Annotated in this window: 13 protein-coding genes; 6 read left to right on the forward strand and 7 right to left on the reverse strand. The window is 43.7% G+C overall.

Annotated features, from left to right (window positions below):
• Positions 1–575 precede the first annotated feature (575 nt).
• The 3 genes from CUJ83_RS00990 to CUJ83_RS01000 all read right to left on the reverse strand — a co-directional run bounded on the left by CUJ83_RS00990 (position 576) and on the right by CUJ83_RS01000 (position 3,089).
• Positions 576–1,472, reverse strand: a complete 897-nt coding sequence (locus tag CUJ83_RS00990) for a ribose-phosphate diphosphokinase (protein ID WP_230739566.1) — start codon at positions 1,470–1,472, stop codon at positions 576–578.
• A gap of 269 nt (positions 1,473–1,741) precedes the next feature.
• A complete protein-coding gene (locus tag CUJ83_RS00995; RefSeq protein ID WP_230739568.1) occupies positions 1,742–2,920 on the reverse strand; it encodes an NAD(P)/FAD-dependent oxidoreductase in 1,179 nt (392 codons plus the stop codon).
• Positions 2,910–3,089, reverse strand: coding sequence for a 4Fe-4S binding protein (locus tag CUJ83_RS01000; protein ID WP_230739570.1), 180 nt, complete (start codon positions 3,087–3,089; stop codon positions 2,910–2,912). Before CUJ83_RS01000 ends, CUJ83_RS00995 begins: the two co-directional genes overlap by 11 nt.
• Positions 3,090–3,358: 269 nt before the next feature.
• Between CUJ83_RS01000 and CUJ83_RS01005 the strand changes: the two genes are divergently transcribed.
• The 3 genes from CUJ83_RS01005 to CUJ83_RS01015 all read left to right on the forward strand — a co-directional run bounded on the left by CUJ83_RS01005 (position 3,359) and on the right by CUJ83_RS01015 (position 8,321).
• Positions 3,359–3,634 carry a hypothetical protein gene (locus CUJ83_RS01005; RefSeq protein ID WP_230739572.1) on the forward strand — a complete coding sequence of 92 codons (276 nt, stop codon included), beginning with the start codon at positions 3,359–3,361 and terminating at the stop codon, positions 3,632–3,634.
• Between the two features lie 376 nt (positions 3,635–4,010).
• On the forward strand, positions 4,011–5,147 hold the full coding sequence (locus CUJ83_RS01010; RefSeq protein ID WP_230739574.1) for a hypothetical protein: 1,137 nt from the start codon (positions 4,011–4,013) through the stop codon (positions 5,145–5,147).
• Between the two features lie 126 nt (positions 5,148–5,273).
• Positions 5,274–8,321, forward strand: a complete 3,048-nt coding sequence (locus CUJ83_RS01015) for a PAS domain-containing sensor histidine kinase (protein WP_230739576.1) — start codon at positions 5,274–5,276, stop codon at positions 8,319–8,321.
• A gap of 150 nt (positions 8,322–8,471) precedes the next feature.
• On the opposite strand, the gene CUJ83_RS01020 is transcribed toward CUJ83_RS01015, so the two are convergent.
• The 4 genes from CUJ83_RS01020 to CUJ83_RS01035 all read right to left on the reverse strand — a co-directional run bounded on the left by CUJ83_RS01020 (position 8,472) and on the right by CUJ83_RS01035 (position 12,526).
• Positions 8,472–8,870, reverse strand: coding sequence for a hypothetical protein (locus CUJ83_RS01020; protein ID WP_230739578.1), 399 nt, complete (start codon positions 8,868–8,870; stop codon positions 8,472–8,474).
• 180 nt (positions 8,871–9,050) lie between these two features.
• Positions 9,051–10,949 (reverse strand): PAS domain-containing sensor histidine kinase, encoded by a 1,899-nt coding sequence (locus CUJ83_RS01025; RefSeq protein WP_230739580.1) that lies wholly within the window; start codon positions 10,947–10,949, stop codon positions 9,051–9,053.
• Between the two features lie 243 nt (positions 10,950–11,192).
• Complete coding sequence (locus tag CUJ83_RS01030) at positions 11,193–11,435, reverse strand: hypothetical protein (protein ID WP_230739582.1); 243 nt, start codon at positions 11,433–11,435, stop codon at positions 11,193–11,195.
• 344 nt (positions 11,436–11,779) lie between these two features.
• Complete coding sequence (locus CUJ83_RS01035; protein WP_230740199.1) at positions 11,780–12,526, reverse strand: LIM domain-containing protein; 747 nt, start codon at positions 12,524–12,526, stop codon at positions 11,780–11,782.
• Between the two features lie 352 nt (positions 12,527–12,878).
• Between CUJ83_RS01035 and ftsA the strand changes: the two genes are divergently transcribed.
• The 3 genes from ftsA to CUJ83_RS01050 all read left to right on the forward strand — a co-directional run bounded on the left by ftsA (position 12,879) and on the right by CUJ83_RS01050 (position 14,825).
• Positions 12,879–14,228 (forward strand): coenzyme F390 synthetase, encoded by a 1,350-nt coding sequence (gene ftsA / locus CUJ83_RS01040; RefSeq protein ID WP_230739584.1) that lies wholly within the window; start codon positions 12,879–12,881, stop codon positions 14,226–14,228.
• A 171-nt stretch (positions 14,229–14,399) separates the two neighbouring features.
• Positions 14,400–14,567: a hypothetical protein gene (locus CUJ83_RS01045; RefSeq protein ID WP_230739586.1), complete on the forward strand. Its 168-nt coding sequence runs from the start codon at positions 14,400–14,402 to the stop codon at positions 14,565–14,567.
• 69 nt (positions 14,568–14,636) lie between these two features.
• Positions 14,637–14,825, forward strand: a complete 189-nt coding sequence (locus tag CUJ83_RS01050; protein ID WP_230739588.1) for a hypothetical protein — start codon at positions 14,637–14,639, stop codon at positions 14,823–14,825.
• Positions 14,826–15,575: the final 750 nt, after the last annotated feature.

A 15,575-nucleotide genomic window follows, 5' to 3' on the forward strand; every position in this document is an offset into this window, starting at 1 on the left:
TTTAACATCTCGGTTGACGTTTAAATGATCTATATTTCCCTGCTATAGGTCAGGCGAACACAGACCGGGATATTAGACTTTAGTGTTTTTGAGAATGTTCGGGCCTTGTTTTAGCGTTGGTGACTTAGAGAGGTTAGTGCGTTGAGCCGGGCGTTAGGGATATTAGAGCGTTGACGGTGATACTGGAGCATTTGTGGTTTGGTGAGTGAACCTTTGGGTTTTCGTGACCTTAAATTATAAAAAAAATTTTGTGTTTCTGTGTTTCTGTGAGGTTACGTGCCTGCCTGCCATCCGACAGGCACAACCATAAAAACTTCATCTCAAAGACCAATAGGTAAGACACGTTATTTCATTCTTAAAACCTGAGCAAGACCCCGCTCATCAAAGATTTCGTGGTGAAAAAATAGAACTCATTAATATCCGGGATCAAGACATGTTAAAGAATCTTGGACAAGAAGAACATACTACTTAATTAATTGAGCTAAGAAAATAACCGACCTTTATGGCACGCGGAAAAATATTCAAAGGGACTCGACATCAGAGCCCCGTTGAAAATGTTAAAATCAGGTTTAGGGCTATAGTATCTCTTTTAGTTTTCTCGATAATTCATATGAAAGGTCCAGCGTGCCAAACTCGTTGTTGATGCTGTTCGTCGATATCAGCTCGTTCACGCCAGCCCTGAACAGTCCCGTCAGCGTATCTATGTCGCTTAACACCGCATGAGTGAATGCTGCAGTGATCTTATTAGCTCCCTGCGACCTGAGAGAGCCTATCACTTCCATCATCGTTCCGCCCGTGCTCACTATGTCATCTATGATCAGAACGTCCCTGTTCTTGACGTTCAGTCTTTTCGGCTTTATCTCGATCTCCTTAGCCGACAGCCTGTGTTTTTCCATGACATCGTAATCAGTTTCTAAAATATCTGCGGCTCTCTTTGCCCATCTCTCGGATTCCGAATCGGGACCGATGACCACCGGCTTTAAAAGGCGTTTGCCGGCTTCGCTGGCCAGCAGGTCTATTGCGCTAACTTCATGTAGCTTTACTTTACTGAACCCTAAAAGGTCATCCATGCTTAGCCTGTGCAGATGAAGGTCTACGCTAACGATGTCATTTACGCCGCAGGATTCCAGTGTCTTCAGAACTGATCGGATCCCGATCGCCTCGCCTTCGACGTGCCTGGTGTCCTGCCTGGTATATCCCAGATAAGGTATTACGGCTATCACCCTTCTTGTGCCCAGTTCTTTTAACAGGTCCACTGTGAGAAGAGTCTCCACAAGCATGTCATTGGGCCTTGGATGCATCGTCTGGACATACACTACGGTCTCCTTCGGTTTAAAATCGCCTTCTATAACGTGTATCTCACCGTCAGGGAACTTTTCTATAAAGGGAAAATGTGCTTTCATACCCATATTTTTCGCGATACATTGCGCCAGTCTGGGAACGCTTGAGCCAGATACGATGTCTATGTCCATGCTACGATCACCATTATGATTTTTAATGCCCGGGATAGTTTTTGTTTAATTTATATATTTATCACATACATCGATATTTAATATTTTACTTTATATGATGACGAACATCCCTGATGATACGGTCATGAAAAGATCAAAGATGAATGAACATCTTCGCCGGGTAAAATAGCATTTAACATAAGAAAGGAGAAGGCATATAGTTCCAGTACACGTGCAGGGACAGCAGGGAATGGCTTTGATAACAGCCCATAACTTAAACGACACCACTTCTAAAATATCTTAGACAGGATTTTGAACAGGGGCATTCCCGGATTGAATATGGTATCGGATACAAACGAAAGAGGGACTTTTTCCATGCCTCTTGACTTTAGTGTCCCGAAAAAAATATTCAATGAGCTATCGTTCATCCTGGATACGACCATTGCAAGCTTATAGTTCCTGCTTATCATGCGTCCGATCGTATCAAATATCTCGCGATCATACGCGGCGAGCGAAGATGCAGAAACATCGCCGGATCTGATCGCATCCGCTGCTACATTACCCGATATTCTCCCGCTGGCCATCGCACTTATGATACCTGCTCCCGTAAGCGGGTCGCTTAGTCTTGCCGCATCGCCTGTCAGCATCATCCCGCCTGTGGAAATGCATGGCAGAGTATCCTGCACCGGCACGATCCCGGCCACCGACTCGAGAATGCTGCTTCCGGGGAATCTGGCGTTCACGAATTCGGTAAGGTATTGTATAGGATGCGACCTGTCAGTCATGCTGGCGAGCATGCCTAAGCCTACATTAGCCTCATCCTTACCTTTTGGAAATACCCATGCATAGCACCCCGGCGCCACGCTGCTGCCGAAGTAAAAATCGCAGCATGACGGGTCTATATCGATGCCGGTAAGATGGAACTGGGCGCATGTGGCGGCATGCTTGAGCTTGAGAGTAGTGTCTATCCCGGCCCATCTGCCTATTTTTGACTCTACGCCATCAGCCCCTATCACAACAGGGGCCGCTATCTCAAAACATTCCCCGCGGCTGATACCTCTGATACCGCAAACCTGGCCCTTATCCATTAAAAGGGATGTTGCCTGTGTCTTTACCATCACTTCCGCGCCTGCATTCGCAGCAGACCTTGCCATGTCCCGGTCGAATATTTTTCTGTCGAGCACATACCCGAGCTCTGTATCCGAGTTTTTCTCCCTGAGCTCAAACTTATTCCCGTCAGGCGAAAAGAGCCTGGCGCCGGATATTTTCGAACATACCCATTTTGGATCTATATCCGTGAATTTAAGCAAGGCGTTCCTGGGCACTCCTTCTCCGCAACGCACGGGCTCCCCGATCTCCTGGCGCTTTTCTATCAGCAAGACTTCAAGTCCTTTCTCGGCTGCCGTCCTTGCGGCTATCGATCCCGAAGGCCCTGCGCCGACGACGATGACGTCATATTTATCTTTCATAGGATATTTTCTCCATAGCGCCCATCGGGCATGCTTTCAAGCATTTTCCGCAATCTATGCATTCCTCGTCGATGCTGATAAAAGTCTCTACCAGTGTGATCGCATTTTTTGGACAAACGGCTACGCATCCGCCACAATACCCACACTTGAACCGGTTGACGGCTATCACAGATTTTACCCCCGAATTAGCCAGCTATCTAACAGGATAATTATTAACTTAAATTAATTAATAGTTATTAACTAAAAATATATTAAATGATACACTGATGGATCGCCATATGTTCTTTGAGCAAAAATATTTTATATGGTTGAAGAAATCCAGTGTTGAATTATAATAGCGCGATCTACGATTTATAGTCCGATAGAGCATTAGAGGTAAAAGAAAAACGATAGATAGTTCTATATTGATAATTTAAAAATAAATAAAACGTGGTATATATGGACTCGGAAGATATAAACAATTGTAAAAATAATATTGTTAACGAAATTGAAAATATAATAGAATATGTAAAAAATTTTGAAGTCCATTCTGTTAAAGATGAAAAAGCCCTTGATGAGCTATATGACATCGTAAGCAATATGACTAAAAGGGTCAATGAGATCGAAGAGGCTCACAGACGCCGCATAGAGCTTACGAATGAATTGATGAGGACTCTGGGCGAACTGGAGAACAGCCATAAAAAATTCGCAGAGAAATTTTCTAAGAACGAATAGGAGGATGCGGCGATTTATGCCTCGCCGCTGGCCGTTTTTTCTCCCGGTAAGTCGGTCTGCGCGTTCGCCGGCCGATCATTAGTTTATAGCATGTCGTCGCCGTTATAGACGGTAGTATATTTTAAGGTGTAAATTTGGGAGGTCCAATGAATATGTCGACCGGTTGATATATATTATTTTTCTATAAATAAAATAATTACAAATCTAAGAATAACGGATAAAAAATACTGGAATGATAGTCCATAAGATCGAAAATAATTATATTGCAGCTACCTTATTTTTCCCATATCAACCCAAAATTATATCTAACATGGTCAATAATGGCTTATAGAGGAAGATTTACCTGTTAAGTAAAAAGCGCCTTGCCATGCTTTGTATGATCATCGCATCTATCGCGGTAAGCGGTTGTATCCTTTATCAGGCAGATAGCAGTAAGGATATTTTTAATGGTATGCCGGATCAGACACCGACACCTGATGCCACAGTGAGCCCTTTGCCGGAGAATGAGAAAATTTCTGCTCCCAACCCTGGGGCCACCCTATCTCCTTCAATTATCCCGCCGGCAGTAGAACCGCAGGCCATGATGACTGCGGTCGAGCCGTATCATTGTGTGTTTAAGTGGACATATGAAAAGATCAGGTGGACCTTTAACGCGGAAATATCAAAAGAAGCCCTTGACCTTTACAGAAACAAGCCCCATAACAGGACGACGAACTACGCGAATTATGCCCTGTCGGAAGAGGACAGGGGATTCCTGAACGAGATGATCGGCAGCATATGTGAATCCGGAAAAAACAACGGCTACGGCGAATATGATAATTTGATGAACATCGTCACGTTCGTACAATCTTTACCTTATGCTTCGGATAAAGTGACCACAGGCTACGAAGAATATCCGAGGTATCCCGTAGAGACGCTGGCAGACAATGGCGGCGACTGTGAAGATACCTGTATACTGGCCGCGGCATTATTACATGAGATGGGATACGACGTAGTGTTCATAAAGCTCCCCGACCATATGGCAATTGGGATCAGGTTACAGGAAGACCGCGAAGGGACGCGCTTTGAATACGAAGGTTCCTATTATTACTATCTTGAAACGACGGGAGAGAACTGGGGGATAGGGCAGGTCCCGGATGAGTATAAAGGTGTTCGGGCAGAGATATATCCGCTTGTCAAAAGCCCGGATGTCGGGATGAGCTTCATCGCCGAAAGATCCGGTTCGGACTCTGATTTTGTTTACTTTACAGTACGTTGTAGCATTAAAAATGCCGGACCCGGTGACGCTAATGGTTTAAAGGTCCATGTGATGGCCATGGCAGTGAATAAAGGCGATAATTATATCTGGCCCCCTGATCAGGAGATATACCCGGGCAATGTCCCTGAAGGATCATCCGTTGAAGTTGAAGCTGAGATAAAGGTGCCAAAAAATGAGGCTTCGATGATAAAATGCGTACTATCCGGAGAAAATATTGAAAATAAAGAAATGACGACGGAAATTTTCACCGTGTAAACTTTTAAAATTTTAAAAATATTTTTAATATATTTGATTTCATTTTTACATAAATATTTACATACGAAAATATGATGTACCTGGAATTCCTATATAGTATAATTAGCCCCTATCAAGGAGTTTATTATGGAGAATAATGTGAGGGGGAGTGACGAGAGGCATAGCCATGGGGAAAAGAGGGTAAACGACCTAGGATCATCACATAGCTTATTTTTTGAAGATATATTAGAAGACATACCCTTACCAGTAGCCATAATCGACCCGGATGATAAAGATGTCAGAAGTAATCAGGCATTTTACGCAATGACAGGATACAGCCATGAAGAGTTGATCCGGGAGCTTAATTTACAGGCTTTTTTTACGCACACAGGATATTCCGAATATAATGAGCGGACTGTATCCAGTAAAAAAAATATTTCCATATCCAAGTTATCGATCAAATGTAAAAACGGAACATGTATCCCTTTAAATATCATAGATAGAGAGCCCTTGGACGTGAACGGCGATAAGCGGGCGCATAAAGTTGTCATATTTGCCGATACCCCCGAAGGGAGTAAAATTCCTTTTAATATTAACGAAAAGCGATATCAGGTCCTGGTAGAAGTGCAGAATGACCTGATAGTATGTTTCGATAAGTTCGGTATCATAACTTTTGCAAACGAAGCCATATGCAAATATGCGGGGATCGGAAAGGAAGAGATGATCGGCAACATGGTCGATCGGATAGTATCGCAGGAGCTCAGGGAGGCTTTACTTAAAGAGATCGGGTCCATGAGCATGGACTATCACGTTTTAATAAAAGAATGTCAATTCAAGAAACATGACGGCTCCGTGCGATGGATAGAATGGATCAACCATTGCATGTTCGACGACCGGGGAAATTTCATCGAATGCCAGTCAATAGGTAAAGACATTACTTCCCGGAAGACGATCGATGAGGAAATAAAAAATAATGAACAGATGTTCAATAAGCTTTTCAATCAGATCAATGACATCGTTTTTACCATGGACCGGTACAGTCGCCTTTTAAGCGTATCCGGAAAATGGTTTGAAAAATACGGGATAAAGGAAGACCTATTGCGGGGAAGATCCCCGTGGGAAGTTTTAGAGACAAAAGACCCAAATGCAATAATAGATGTTCTTGAACGTGCTTTTTCAGGTGAAGAGACATCATACGAATGGTCAGGATCATATCAAGGCCGGATATTTTATTTTCAGATATCATTATCCCCCATCCGGGACCGGAAAGGCGATATAATTGGGGTTTTGGGGATAGGCCGTGAGATCACGGATAGCAAGTGCATGGAAAAGGAACTGCAGGATAAGGAAGCCTGGTTATGCCGTATTACCGATAACATGAGAGATATTGTCATGGAGATCGATAATAAAAGCGTTATCACTTATGTCACCCCATCCGTCAAGACAGTGCTGGGCTATGGCACGGAAGAGATCATTGGCAGGAGTGTCTTTGATTTTTCCCACCCTGAGGATATTGAAAAAATCGTAAAGATGACGATCCAGGCCCTGAAGACGGGCAAAGGCGGCAAGATGGAGCACAGGATCAGGGATATTAACGGAAAATATCTCTGGTTCGAGACGATAGATAATCCTGTCACGGACAGCTCCGGGAATGTGACAAAGGCGGTCATAGGGATACGAGATATTACCGACCGGAAAAAGATCGAGGACGAATTAATAAAAAGCGAAAGAAGCTACAGGATCCTTGCGGAAGGCGCAAAGGACATCATTTTCATAATAAGCAAAGACCTGACCATTGATTATATCAACAATTTCGTATCCGGGTTGTTTAACGTTCGCAGGGAAGATGTGGTAGGCAGAAATATTACAGAATTACTGGAGGGAAAGATCTTCCATAGGATCATGTTTGATAATATAAAGGAAAAGTTACGGATGATCTTCACTTCAGGTTCGCCGATGACAAGCGAGGATCTCCTGACCATTAATGGTAAAGATATCTGGCTGAACACTCATTTGATCCCTATAGACGGTACTGAAGGGGAAATAATTTCCGTAATGGGCATCTCGCGCGATGTCACCGACTATAAAAAAGCGGAGAAAGCTTTACGTGAAAGCGAGCAGTTGCTGGCGAAAGCGCAGCAGATAGCCCATCTCGGCAGCTGGAACTGGGACTTTGTAAATGATTCGGTCATATGTTCCGACGAGGCTTACAGGATACTGGGAATATACCCGGTGGAACGGGAAACTGACACGGACATACTATCGAGTAACATCGACCCGCTGGACAAGCATATTATCGAAGATCACATAAATGAGGCTAAAAGAGATAAAAGGTCATTTCAGAGCATCGACGTCCGTATAGTCCAGCCCGACGGCTCGAAGCGTATAGCGCATGTGGAAGGGGAAATGATCTTTAACGACGCTGGCAGTGCTGTTCGCATGTATGGCACCATACAGGATGTGACTGAAAGAAAGAAAGTGGAGCTCGCCCTGATGGAGGCCAAGCTGCAGGCTGAGCTATATGTGGACCTGATGAGCCATGACATAAGCAATATTAACCAGATCATAATGGGCTATCTTGAACTGGCCAGGGACATGTCCGGGATGGAAGATGAAAGCAGGCGGTTCATAGAGAAATCTTTTGAAGCGCTGAAAAATAGCTCCAATTTGATAAATAATGTCAGAAAGATCCAGATGACCAGGTCCGGGGAACTAAAATACGAGGGTATCGACCTTGGAAAGATCCTATCTGAGATATGTTCCGAATATACTAACATTCCGGGCACTGATGTAGAAATAAACATAAAAGACTATAATGATCGGTTCGTGAGAGCAAATGAGCTGTTAAAAGATGTCTTTGTGAACATCGTAGGGAATTCGATAAAACACTCCGGCGGACTTGTGATCATAGATATTTATCTTACGAGGGCGTTTGAGAGCGGCAAAGAATATTATAAGGTCATAATAGACGATAATGGTCCGGGCATACCTGATGAGATAAAATGCAAGATATTCGACAGGTCATGGCGCGGGGAGACTAAAACAAAAGGCCGGGGGCTGGGGCTGTTCCTGGTAAAGACCCTTGTCGATAGCTTTCAGGGAAGGGTATGGGTGGAAGATAAGGTGCCTGGAGAAACGGGCAAAGGAAGCAGGTTTATAGTGATGTTGCCTTCATTTAAGAGCACAATGAATTGATCTTCTGGTTCATGGGCCGTTTTATCATTTTCGGCTGGCGTCCAATATGGCCTGCAGGCCAGATTGACAGTGAACTAAAATGTAAAACATGATCCAAAAGTAAAAATGTCGAGATACTAAAAGAAAAAATGTGCCGCATATTGCGGCTATCTATGCGATCTTTTCAAACATGACGGGCGTATCGTCCAGATAGATCTGTTTTCTGACCTCATTATAAGTGACCAGGCTTTCTATGTAATCTCCCGTAGTATTGTCATAATAAGTTACGAGGTAGCGATTAGTTTCGATCTTTTCCCATGTGCCGTCATAGACATGGGTTTGCGCGTCCCAGATGAAACTGCCATCGGCACGGAATACCATCATTGTCGAAGCCAGTCCGCCTTTATCGCGCCATGTGCCGATTATCGGGTCGCCTGTCCGGTCATCATATCCCTGAGTGGGCTCCGGCGTCGGCGTCAGGACAGGGTATTCGGTAGGCTCGGGGATCACTGTCGGCTCCGGAGTAGGCTCGGGCTTCAAAGCAGGGAGCGATACAGGTAAATTTGACATATCAGTACAACAACAGCAACCGCAGGTTAATATAGATGATATTAAGATCCCGGTCATAATTAATACATTAAGCCTCATTCTCTTCCACCATGATCTGTTTTAAAGTTAGATATTATAACCAGATACTTAAATCATTTGTTATCAGTATCTATAATGACATTGATTCCTGCCGGAATTCCGTCATTCCGTGACATCACCGATACCGGCAGGGAGCGTAAAGAAGAATGTCGAGCCCTGTCCGGGTTTACTCTCCACCCATATCCTGCCGCCGAGCAATTCGACATATGCCTTGACCTGTGCCAGCCCCAGGCCGGTGTTTTCCTGTTCTGCATAATCGTCACTTTCCGCCATGTAGAACCGCTCGAAGATCTTATTAAATAGCTTTTCGTCTATCCCGGCGCCTTCATCCTTTACCGAGAAAAGGCAGGAATCCCCGCCATTCTTTACTTTTATTTCAATTCTGGTGCCTGGATCACTATATTTTACCGCGTTTGACAGAAGGTTATCCACGACATAGTTGAATTTTTGAGGGTCGGAAAATAATTTGAGCCCCGCGGGTGAATCATAAAAAATGTTCCTGTCGAAAGCCCTGTAGTTATCTATGAGTTCTTTTAGCATTTCCTCTACAGAAAAAATATCTTTTTCTGCTTTTATCTTACCGGAGTCCAGCCTTGACTGTTCCAGCATACGGTTCACGATATTGTTCTGTCTTTTTGCGTTCCGTTCTATGACATCGAGATATTTTTTCAACCTTTCGTCTTCCACTTCCAGCTTCAGTATCTCTGCGTAGCCAATTATCGGCGTCAGCGGTGTCCTTAGCTCATGGGCTGCTATGTTCATGAAGTCAACTCTTCTATCGTATTCCTCCATGAGGCTCCGGTAAACGTTCTGAAGGTCGTTTTCGAGCTTGATCTTACCGGATATGTCTTCCGCCACCATGACGAAGCTGGATATCTGGTCGTCTGATGAGAATGTAGGGAATATTTTTATCGACAGGTGAAGGTCGCACCCGGTAATTATATCAGAATTGATTATTATGTAAGGCATGACGAAGGCCTCCCCTCTTTTTAGCCGCTCCAGATGTTCCGTTCCGTGGTCGCTTTTTTTAATGATGTGATCAAAAAGGTTGAACTTGCCGATAATTTCTTCTTTCTTTATGTGGAATAGTCTTTCCAGAGGCTCGTTCATCAATATGACATTACCTTCGACGTCCGATATGCACATGGCGTCCGGGGACTGCATTATCAGGTCATCCATGAATACCCTGGTATCCTTGAGCTTTTTATTGATCTTTTTCAGGGCCTTTATCTTCATGTCCTCAGTGGTGTAAACGATCAACGAGGCCGTCATGAATAGCATCGCCGTGGTATATATCAGGTCGGTAAAGCCGCCTGCCTTGTAGGAAAATAAGTATTTTGCCTCGAACAGGATATCCCCGCAAATGTTGATCATAAAGAACACTAATATGGTGAAGAACAGGTATTTGATCTCGTTCTTAACGTCCGACATGATCAGCTTCGAGGAAAGGCATATGATGATTATGTCCGCGATAATGTAAAGCATCAGTATGAAGACGTCGAGCAGGCGCGTGCTATCCTCAATGTTCAGCAGGATGATAGAAACGACGCCTATCCCCATGACAAAGCCGAATAACGTGAAGTAGAAATCATTTGACGGCTTGATATACCACTGTCCCGATCTTTTTATACGGTATAATCCTAACGCGATGAGGCAGTAGCTTCCGAACCAGCCGAATCCCCCCAGGAGATATGCCCAGTCATGCTTATACAAAAACGGCAGTAGTTCCCACATTATGTTCGAGAAAGTCCAGAAAGATAATGCTATCGAGAGCGTAAGCCCTATGAATTTGATATTTTTATCCATGCTGGAGAATAATATCTTCAATGTAAGCAGCAGGCAGAGCGTCGGTAAAAGCACTTGCAGCATGCCGTATATGATATTCTTGTACGATGTCGGCATGAATAAAGTAACGATGGCTGCCAGTACAACTAACTGAATGACTATCAATAGAAATCGTAAAAGGTTTATTCCAACATCGTTTACCCGCTCATCGCCCATAATGATCAGCAATTAACACGCTTTTATCTACTTTCAGTACTAACCTACCAGATGTATTTCAATCAGTTAAGATAAAAGGCATGTTCCAGAATAAACTTTTTGGGGTATATTAAAATATACAATTAATACCAGGTCTTTGGCCTGAAGCCGATGAGCCTCAAGAAATGATCATCAGGAAGGAATAAAGAGAAGTAGCTGATCCAGCCCCTATATCTATACGGATAGGCTGTATTGATAGTTTATTCAAGTACGCTCATGGCGACTTCGTGCTTTCAGTATTTTTTCCACCTGCTCGTTGACAGGCTCGAACCTGATGCCTTGATCGCCGGGATATGGTCCCTGGTGGTCATTATCGCCAAGCCAGATCTCCTCCGGAATGCCATCCGGAAAAGCCTTGCATATCCTGTGATAAAAGTCCGGGATCCAGTGTTTACAATAGCTGCATACAGGGCTGAACACTATATCGTCTTCACATATGTCTTGCATCTGACATCCTCTTAATATGAGTTATGCAATTAATAAATATAAACTTTTATATTAATCATATAATATAAAATAGCTTATTCGCATCTATTAATTCCCGGCCATTTGCGCCGGACTAAATGTGATGCGCCTTATATACGCTGTTTTATGATGCAGATGGCTTATTGTCCTGTTTTTTAACTCTGATCAGATAAACCGGCATACTAAAGACATACAGCACTAAATAGCCTGTTCGTATATCATCTGATAGATTCTAGCCCATATTAATGCAAACCGCACAAATACAACAAAGGCTCATATTATTCGCAACAATGGGCACCGGTGTTTCGGTTAAAAAAGAAAAATATTTAGGAGAACCAGTCTGAGACCGGCTCGCCTTTGTTTAATTTTTCAGCGGTGGTGTATGCTTCGTATGCACTGTATAAGATCACTATAAGCGCGAATATGAACGGGAAGCAACAGCAAACCTGACTGATCCCGCCGAGAATTATCGGGACGACACCCGCCCATACTGCCATATAGATTATCAACAGTACAAGCCCTTTCTTAACATGAGAGTTATATATCTGACCCAATCCCGGGAGGATAAGCGATAATATCAGCGACAGTAACGGCTCCTTTTTCTTAGGCGCAGGTGTCGGCGCAGATACCGGCGCAGGTGCCGGAGATGGCGGAGGTGTCGGTTTTACTTCCGCTTTGGGCGGTATTATAGGCTCGGGCGCTGGAGATGGCTTTACAGGAGCCTCTGCAACAGGTTTTTCTGCCGGCTTTTCCGGAGGTTTTTCTGCCGGCGGGGCCTCTGGCTTTTTAACCTCTTCCACAGGCTTTTGGACAGGAGCGGGAGCGGCTTTTTCTACAGGTTCCTTAACTGGCTCAGGTGCCGGGGCCTTTATCGTAGTTTCTTCAGGTTTCACCGCCTTTTCCGGTTCGGGCACTGGAGCGGCTTCTGGTGCCTTTTTGATCGTGAGTTCAGCCGCGCATGGCCTGCAAAGTACTTTTCCCTCCACTTCCATCTTACATATGGAACAGAGGCTTTTTCCGCAACTGGTACAGGTAGCAACTGCGCCTAGGCCGGGATGATAAAAACAATTCATATATTTTCACCTCAACCGCTGACTTTTATAGGGATTTAGGAGTCAACGATAGTATTTAGTAAATATGTTAGCATACTATTAAATAAATTACGTTAATTTTAGTTTAATAGATGAAACAAATATAAATAAATACACGAAATTTGGTAAAAATAGTTTAAACTGGAAATTTTTCCAATATTATAGTTAAAATTGAGAATACATTATGTAAATCCCTTTTTTAAAAAACACGGTCATTAAAAATTTATCAAAACAGAATAAAGCTGATATTTACAGAATGGACAGAAATTCAAAATAAAGCACTATTTTTCCCGAATCATTATCATTATATGTTATAAAATATATAATTACAAATATGAACAGGTTCTTCAACGAAAGCATCGAGACGATGGACAGGCCGGAACTCGACAGGCTTATCGATGAACGGATAAGATATACTGTGAAATATGCGGGAGAACATTCCCCTTTTTATAAAAAATGGTTCCGTGAGCAGGGTATCGATCCGGACGATGTTCACACACATGAAGACCTGCTGAAACTACCGGTAATATCGGGCAAGACCATCAGGGAGAACCAGCCGCCTGAATCTTCTGATTTTAATTTTAGGAGCGTAAGCTGGAATGAGGTATACACGATACATGAGACCAGCGGCACGAGCGGAGTGCCTAAATCGTTCTTCCTCACATGGAAAGACTGGGAAAGATATGCAGAAAAATATTCAAGGGCGTTGACCGCGCAAGGGTTCGGGCCGGGCGACAGGGTCATCGTATGCTCCTCGTACGGGATGAACATAGGCGCGAATACGATGACACTGGCTGCGAAAGACATCGGGATGACCATGATCCCCGAAGGAAAATGCACTTTCCCCCTCAGGATAATCCGGAACTACAGGCCAACGGCGATAATCGGAAGCGTTTTTAAGCTATTAGGCCTTGCAAGGCGCATGGAAATGGAAAAAATATCGCCTAAAGACTCAAGCGTCGAGCGCCTTATCATTGGCGGCGAAAGCTTTGCAGCAGAATCCAGGGACTATATTGAAGAGATATGGGGCTGTGACGCATACAATATATACGGGAGCACCGAAGGCACTATGTGCGGAGAGTGCTCGCAAAAGGCAGGGCTTCATGTACCTGAAGACCTTGTCCACCTCGATGTTTACGATCCCGATATGGGCGGGTTCGTAAAAGACGGGGAATGCGGGCGAATAGTGCTTACCACACTGATCCCGCCCGGGGAAAAATGCGGCACGCTATTGATCAACTATGATACGGAGGACACGACAGTTGTTCTCTCCAGAGAAAAATGCCAGTGTGGCAGGACCCATATGAAAATATTATACCCGCAAAGGGAATCGGAGACGTTCTGGGTGGAAGGGACGCCGTTCAACAGGGTGGATGTCGAACGAGGAGTGTTCCAGCGGGGAAATATGGCTTACCTCACAGGGGAGTATGAAGCTTTCTTATACGGCGGCGATGATGAAGGAGAGACCGCCATGAGATTAAGCCTGGAATGTAAAGACCCGGATAGATGTGATAAAAAAATGATCGAGGAAAATTTCCTGGGATCGTTCTTTAAGTATAAGCCACACCTTTCTGAAGCGTACAGTATCGGCACTTTCAAGGTGATATTCAATTTTATTGGACAGGGCGGCTTAGAGCTGTATCGTCTCAAAGGCAGGCCAAAGCGCATTGTCGACAGGAGATAGTCAATGCATGAAATATCCCGGCTTATGTATCGCATAATGTGACAGCGATGCTCTATACTCCGCAAATCGATTTCAAGTAAAATACGCCTAAATGTGTCCAAATCAAAATCAAAAGAAGAATATCATTATAAAGAGACCGCCCTTATCATCAATTAGGAACGGAGGTAGGGAATGACTCATCATATGCCGAGATACCGCTATTACGGAGAGGAAGGTTGCTGCTATCCTGAAGCAAAACAAAAGATGATCATTGCGATGCTATTTTTTATCATGATCGCTTTCATCAACATGATCATAGCCGGAATGATCCATTTAAAGCTGCACATGTGCGAAAGATAAACGTATGCGGCGCTCTGAATCATGCGAAAGAGATATTAGATAATACTATAGGTAGATAAGAGAAGGATAATGGATATAAAATTCAGCTGGTGGAGCGCCGTTATAGGCTTAATGCTTTTATTAATGATACTGTCAGTGATAGGTATCGTTCAGGTCAATACCATGGACATATTCTGGATAGTTGTGACCGTGGCATGTATCTGGGCGATAATGAGGCTATTCTTCCCGAAGGACAGGCCGCAAAAGCCGGGGAAATGATCCTAAGAATTTTTAGCGGTATGCTTCATAAGTTCCCGGGGCCATAGATCGTTATCTGATAGGATGAACTCACATACAGCCTGTAGTGTATAATGAACTGCAGCAAGAAAAATATCATTAAAACCTTATCCGACAATAATCGTATGAACCGTCGAATTTACGTGACAGGTACTTTGTGCTATGTTTCGTAATTTCTTTAGTGTATAGGTAATTAACTATGATCAAATCCACCACAAAGGCAACCATGGCGCACTATTTTTCACCACGAAATCTTTGATGAGCGGGGTCTTGCTCAGGTTTTAAGAATGAAAGTACGTGTCTTGCCTATTGGTCTTTGAGATGAAGTTTTTATGGTTATGCCTGTCGGATGGCAGGCAGACACGTAACCTCACAAAAACATGGAAACACAAAAATTTTTTATATGATTTTTTAAGGGCACAAAAAGCACTAAGAATTTACTCACCAAATCACCAAGGGCTCCAGTATCACAGTCAACGCACAAACAGCCCTAACGCTCGGCTCAACGCACTAACCTCTCCAAGTCACCAACGCTAAAACAAGACCCGAACATTCCCCAAACCACTAAAGTCTAATATCCCGGTCTGTGTTCGCCTGACCTATAGCAGGGAAATATAGATCATTTAAACGTCAACCGAGATGTTAAAATTTCGTGTTTTTGGAGAATGTTCGGGTCTTGTTTTAGCGTTGGTGAATTAGAGCACTTCGAGCATTAAGCCGTGCATTAGAGAC

The organism is Methanooceanicella nereidis (genome assembly GCF_021023085.1).
In the GTDB taxonomy this organism is placed as follows: Archaea; Halobacteriota; Methanocellia; order Methanocellales; family Methanocellaceae; genus Methanooceanicella; species Methanooceanicella nereidis.

Bases quoted from the DNA above. Each gene is read 5' to 3' on its own strand.
- CUJ83_RS01050 (WP_230739588.1), top strand. From the start codon at position 14,637: ATGGATATAAAATTCAGCTGGTGGAGCGCCGTTATAGGCTTAATGCTT.
- CUJ83_RS01030 (WP_230739582.1), bottom strand. From the start codon at position 11,435: ATGCAAGACATATGTGAAGACGATATAGTGTTCAGCCCTGTATGCAGC.
- ftsA (WP_230739584.1), top strand. From the start codon at position 12,879: ATGAACAGGTTCTTCAACGAAAGCATCGAGACGATGGACAGGCCGGAA.
- CUJ83_RS01045 (WP_230739586.1), top strand. From the start codon at position 14,400: ATGACTCATCATATGCCGAGATACCGCTATTACGGAGAGGAAGGTTGC.
- CUJ83_RS00990 (WP_230739566.1), bottom strand. From the start codon at position 1,472: ATGGACATAGACATCGTATCTGGCTCAAGCGTTCCCAGACTGGCGCAA.
- CUJ83_RS01005 (WP_230739572.1), top strand. From the start codon at position 3,359: ATGGACTCGGAAGATATAAACAATTGTAAAAATAATATTGTTAACGAA.
- CUJ83_RS01010 (WP_230739574.1), top strand. From the start codon at position 4,011: ATGATCATCGCATCTATCGCGGTAAGCGGTTGTATCCTTTATCAGGCA.
- CUJ83_RS01025 (WP_230739580.1), bottom strand. From the start codon at position 10,949: ATGGGCGATGAGCGGGTAAACGATGTTGGAATAAACCTTTTACGATTT.
- CUJ83_RS01035 (WP_230740199.1), bottom strand. From the start codon at position 12,526: ATGAATTGTTTTTATCATCCCGGCCTAGGCGCAGTTGCTACCTGTACC.
- CUJ83_RS00995 (WP_230739568.1), bottom strand. From the start codon at position 2,920: ATGAAAGATAAATATGACGTCATCGTCGTCGGCGCAGGGCCTTCGGGA.
- CUJ83_RS01020 (WP_230739578.1), bottom strand. From the start codon at position 8,870: ATGTCAAATTTACCTGTATCGCTCCCTGCTTTGAAGCCCGAGCCTACT.
- CUJ83_RS01015 (WP_230739576.1), top strand. From the start codon at position 5,274: ATGGAGAATAATGTGAGGGGGAGTGACGAGAGGCATAGCCATGGGGAA.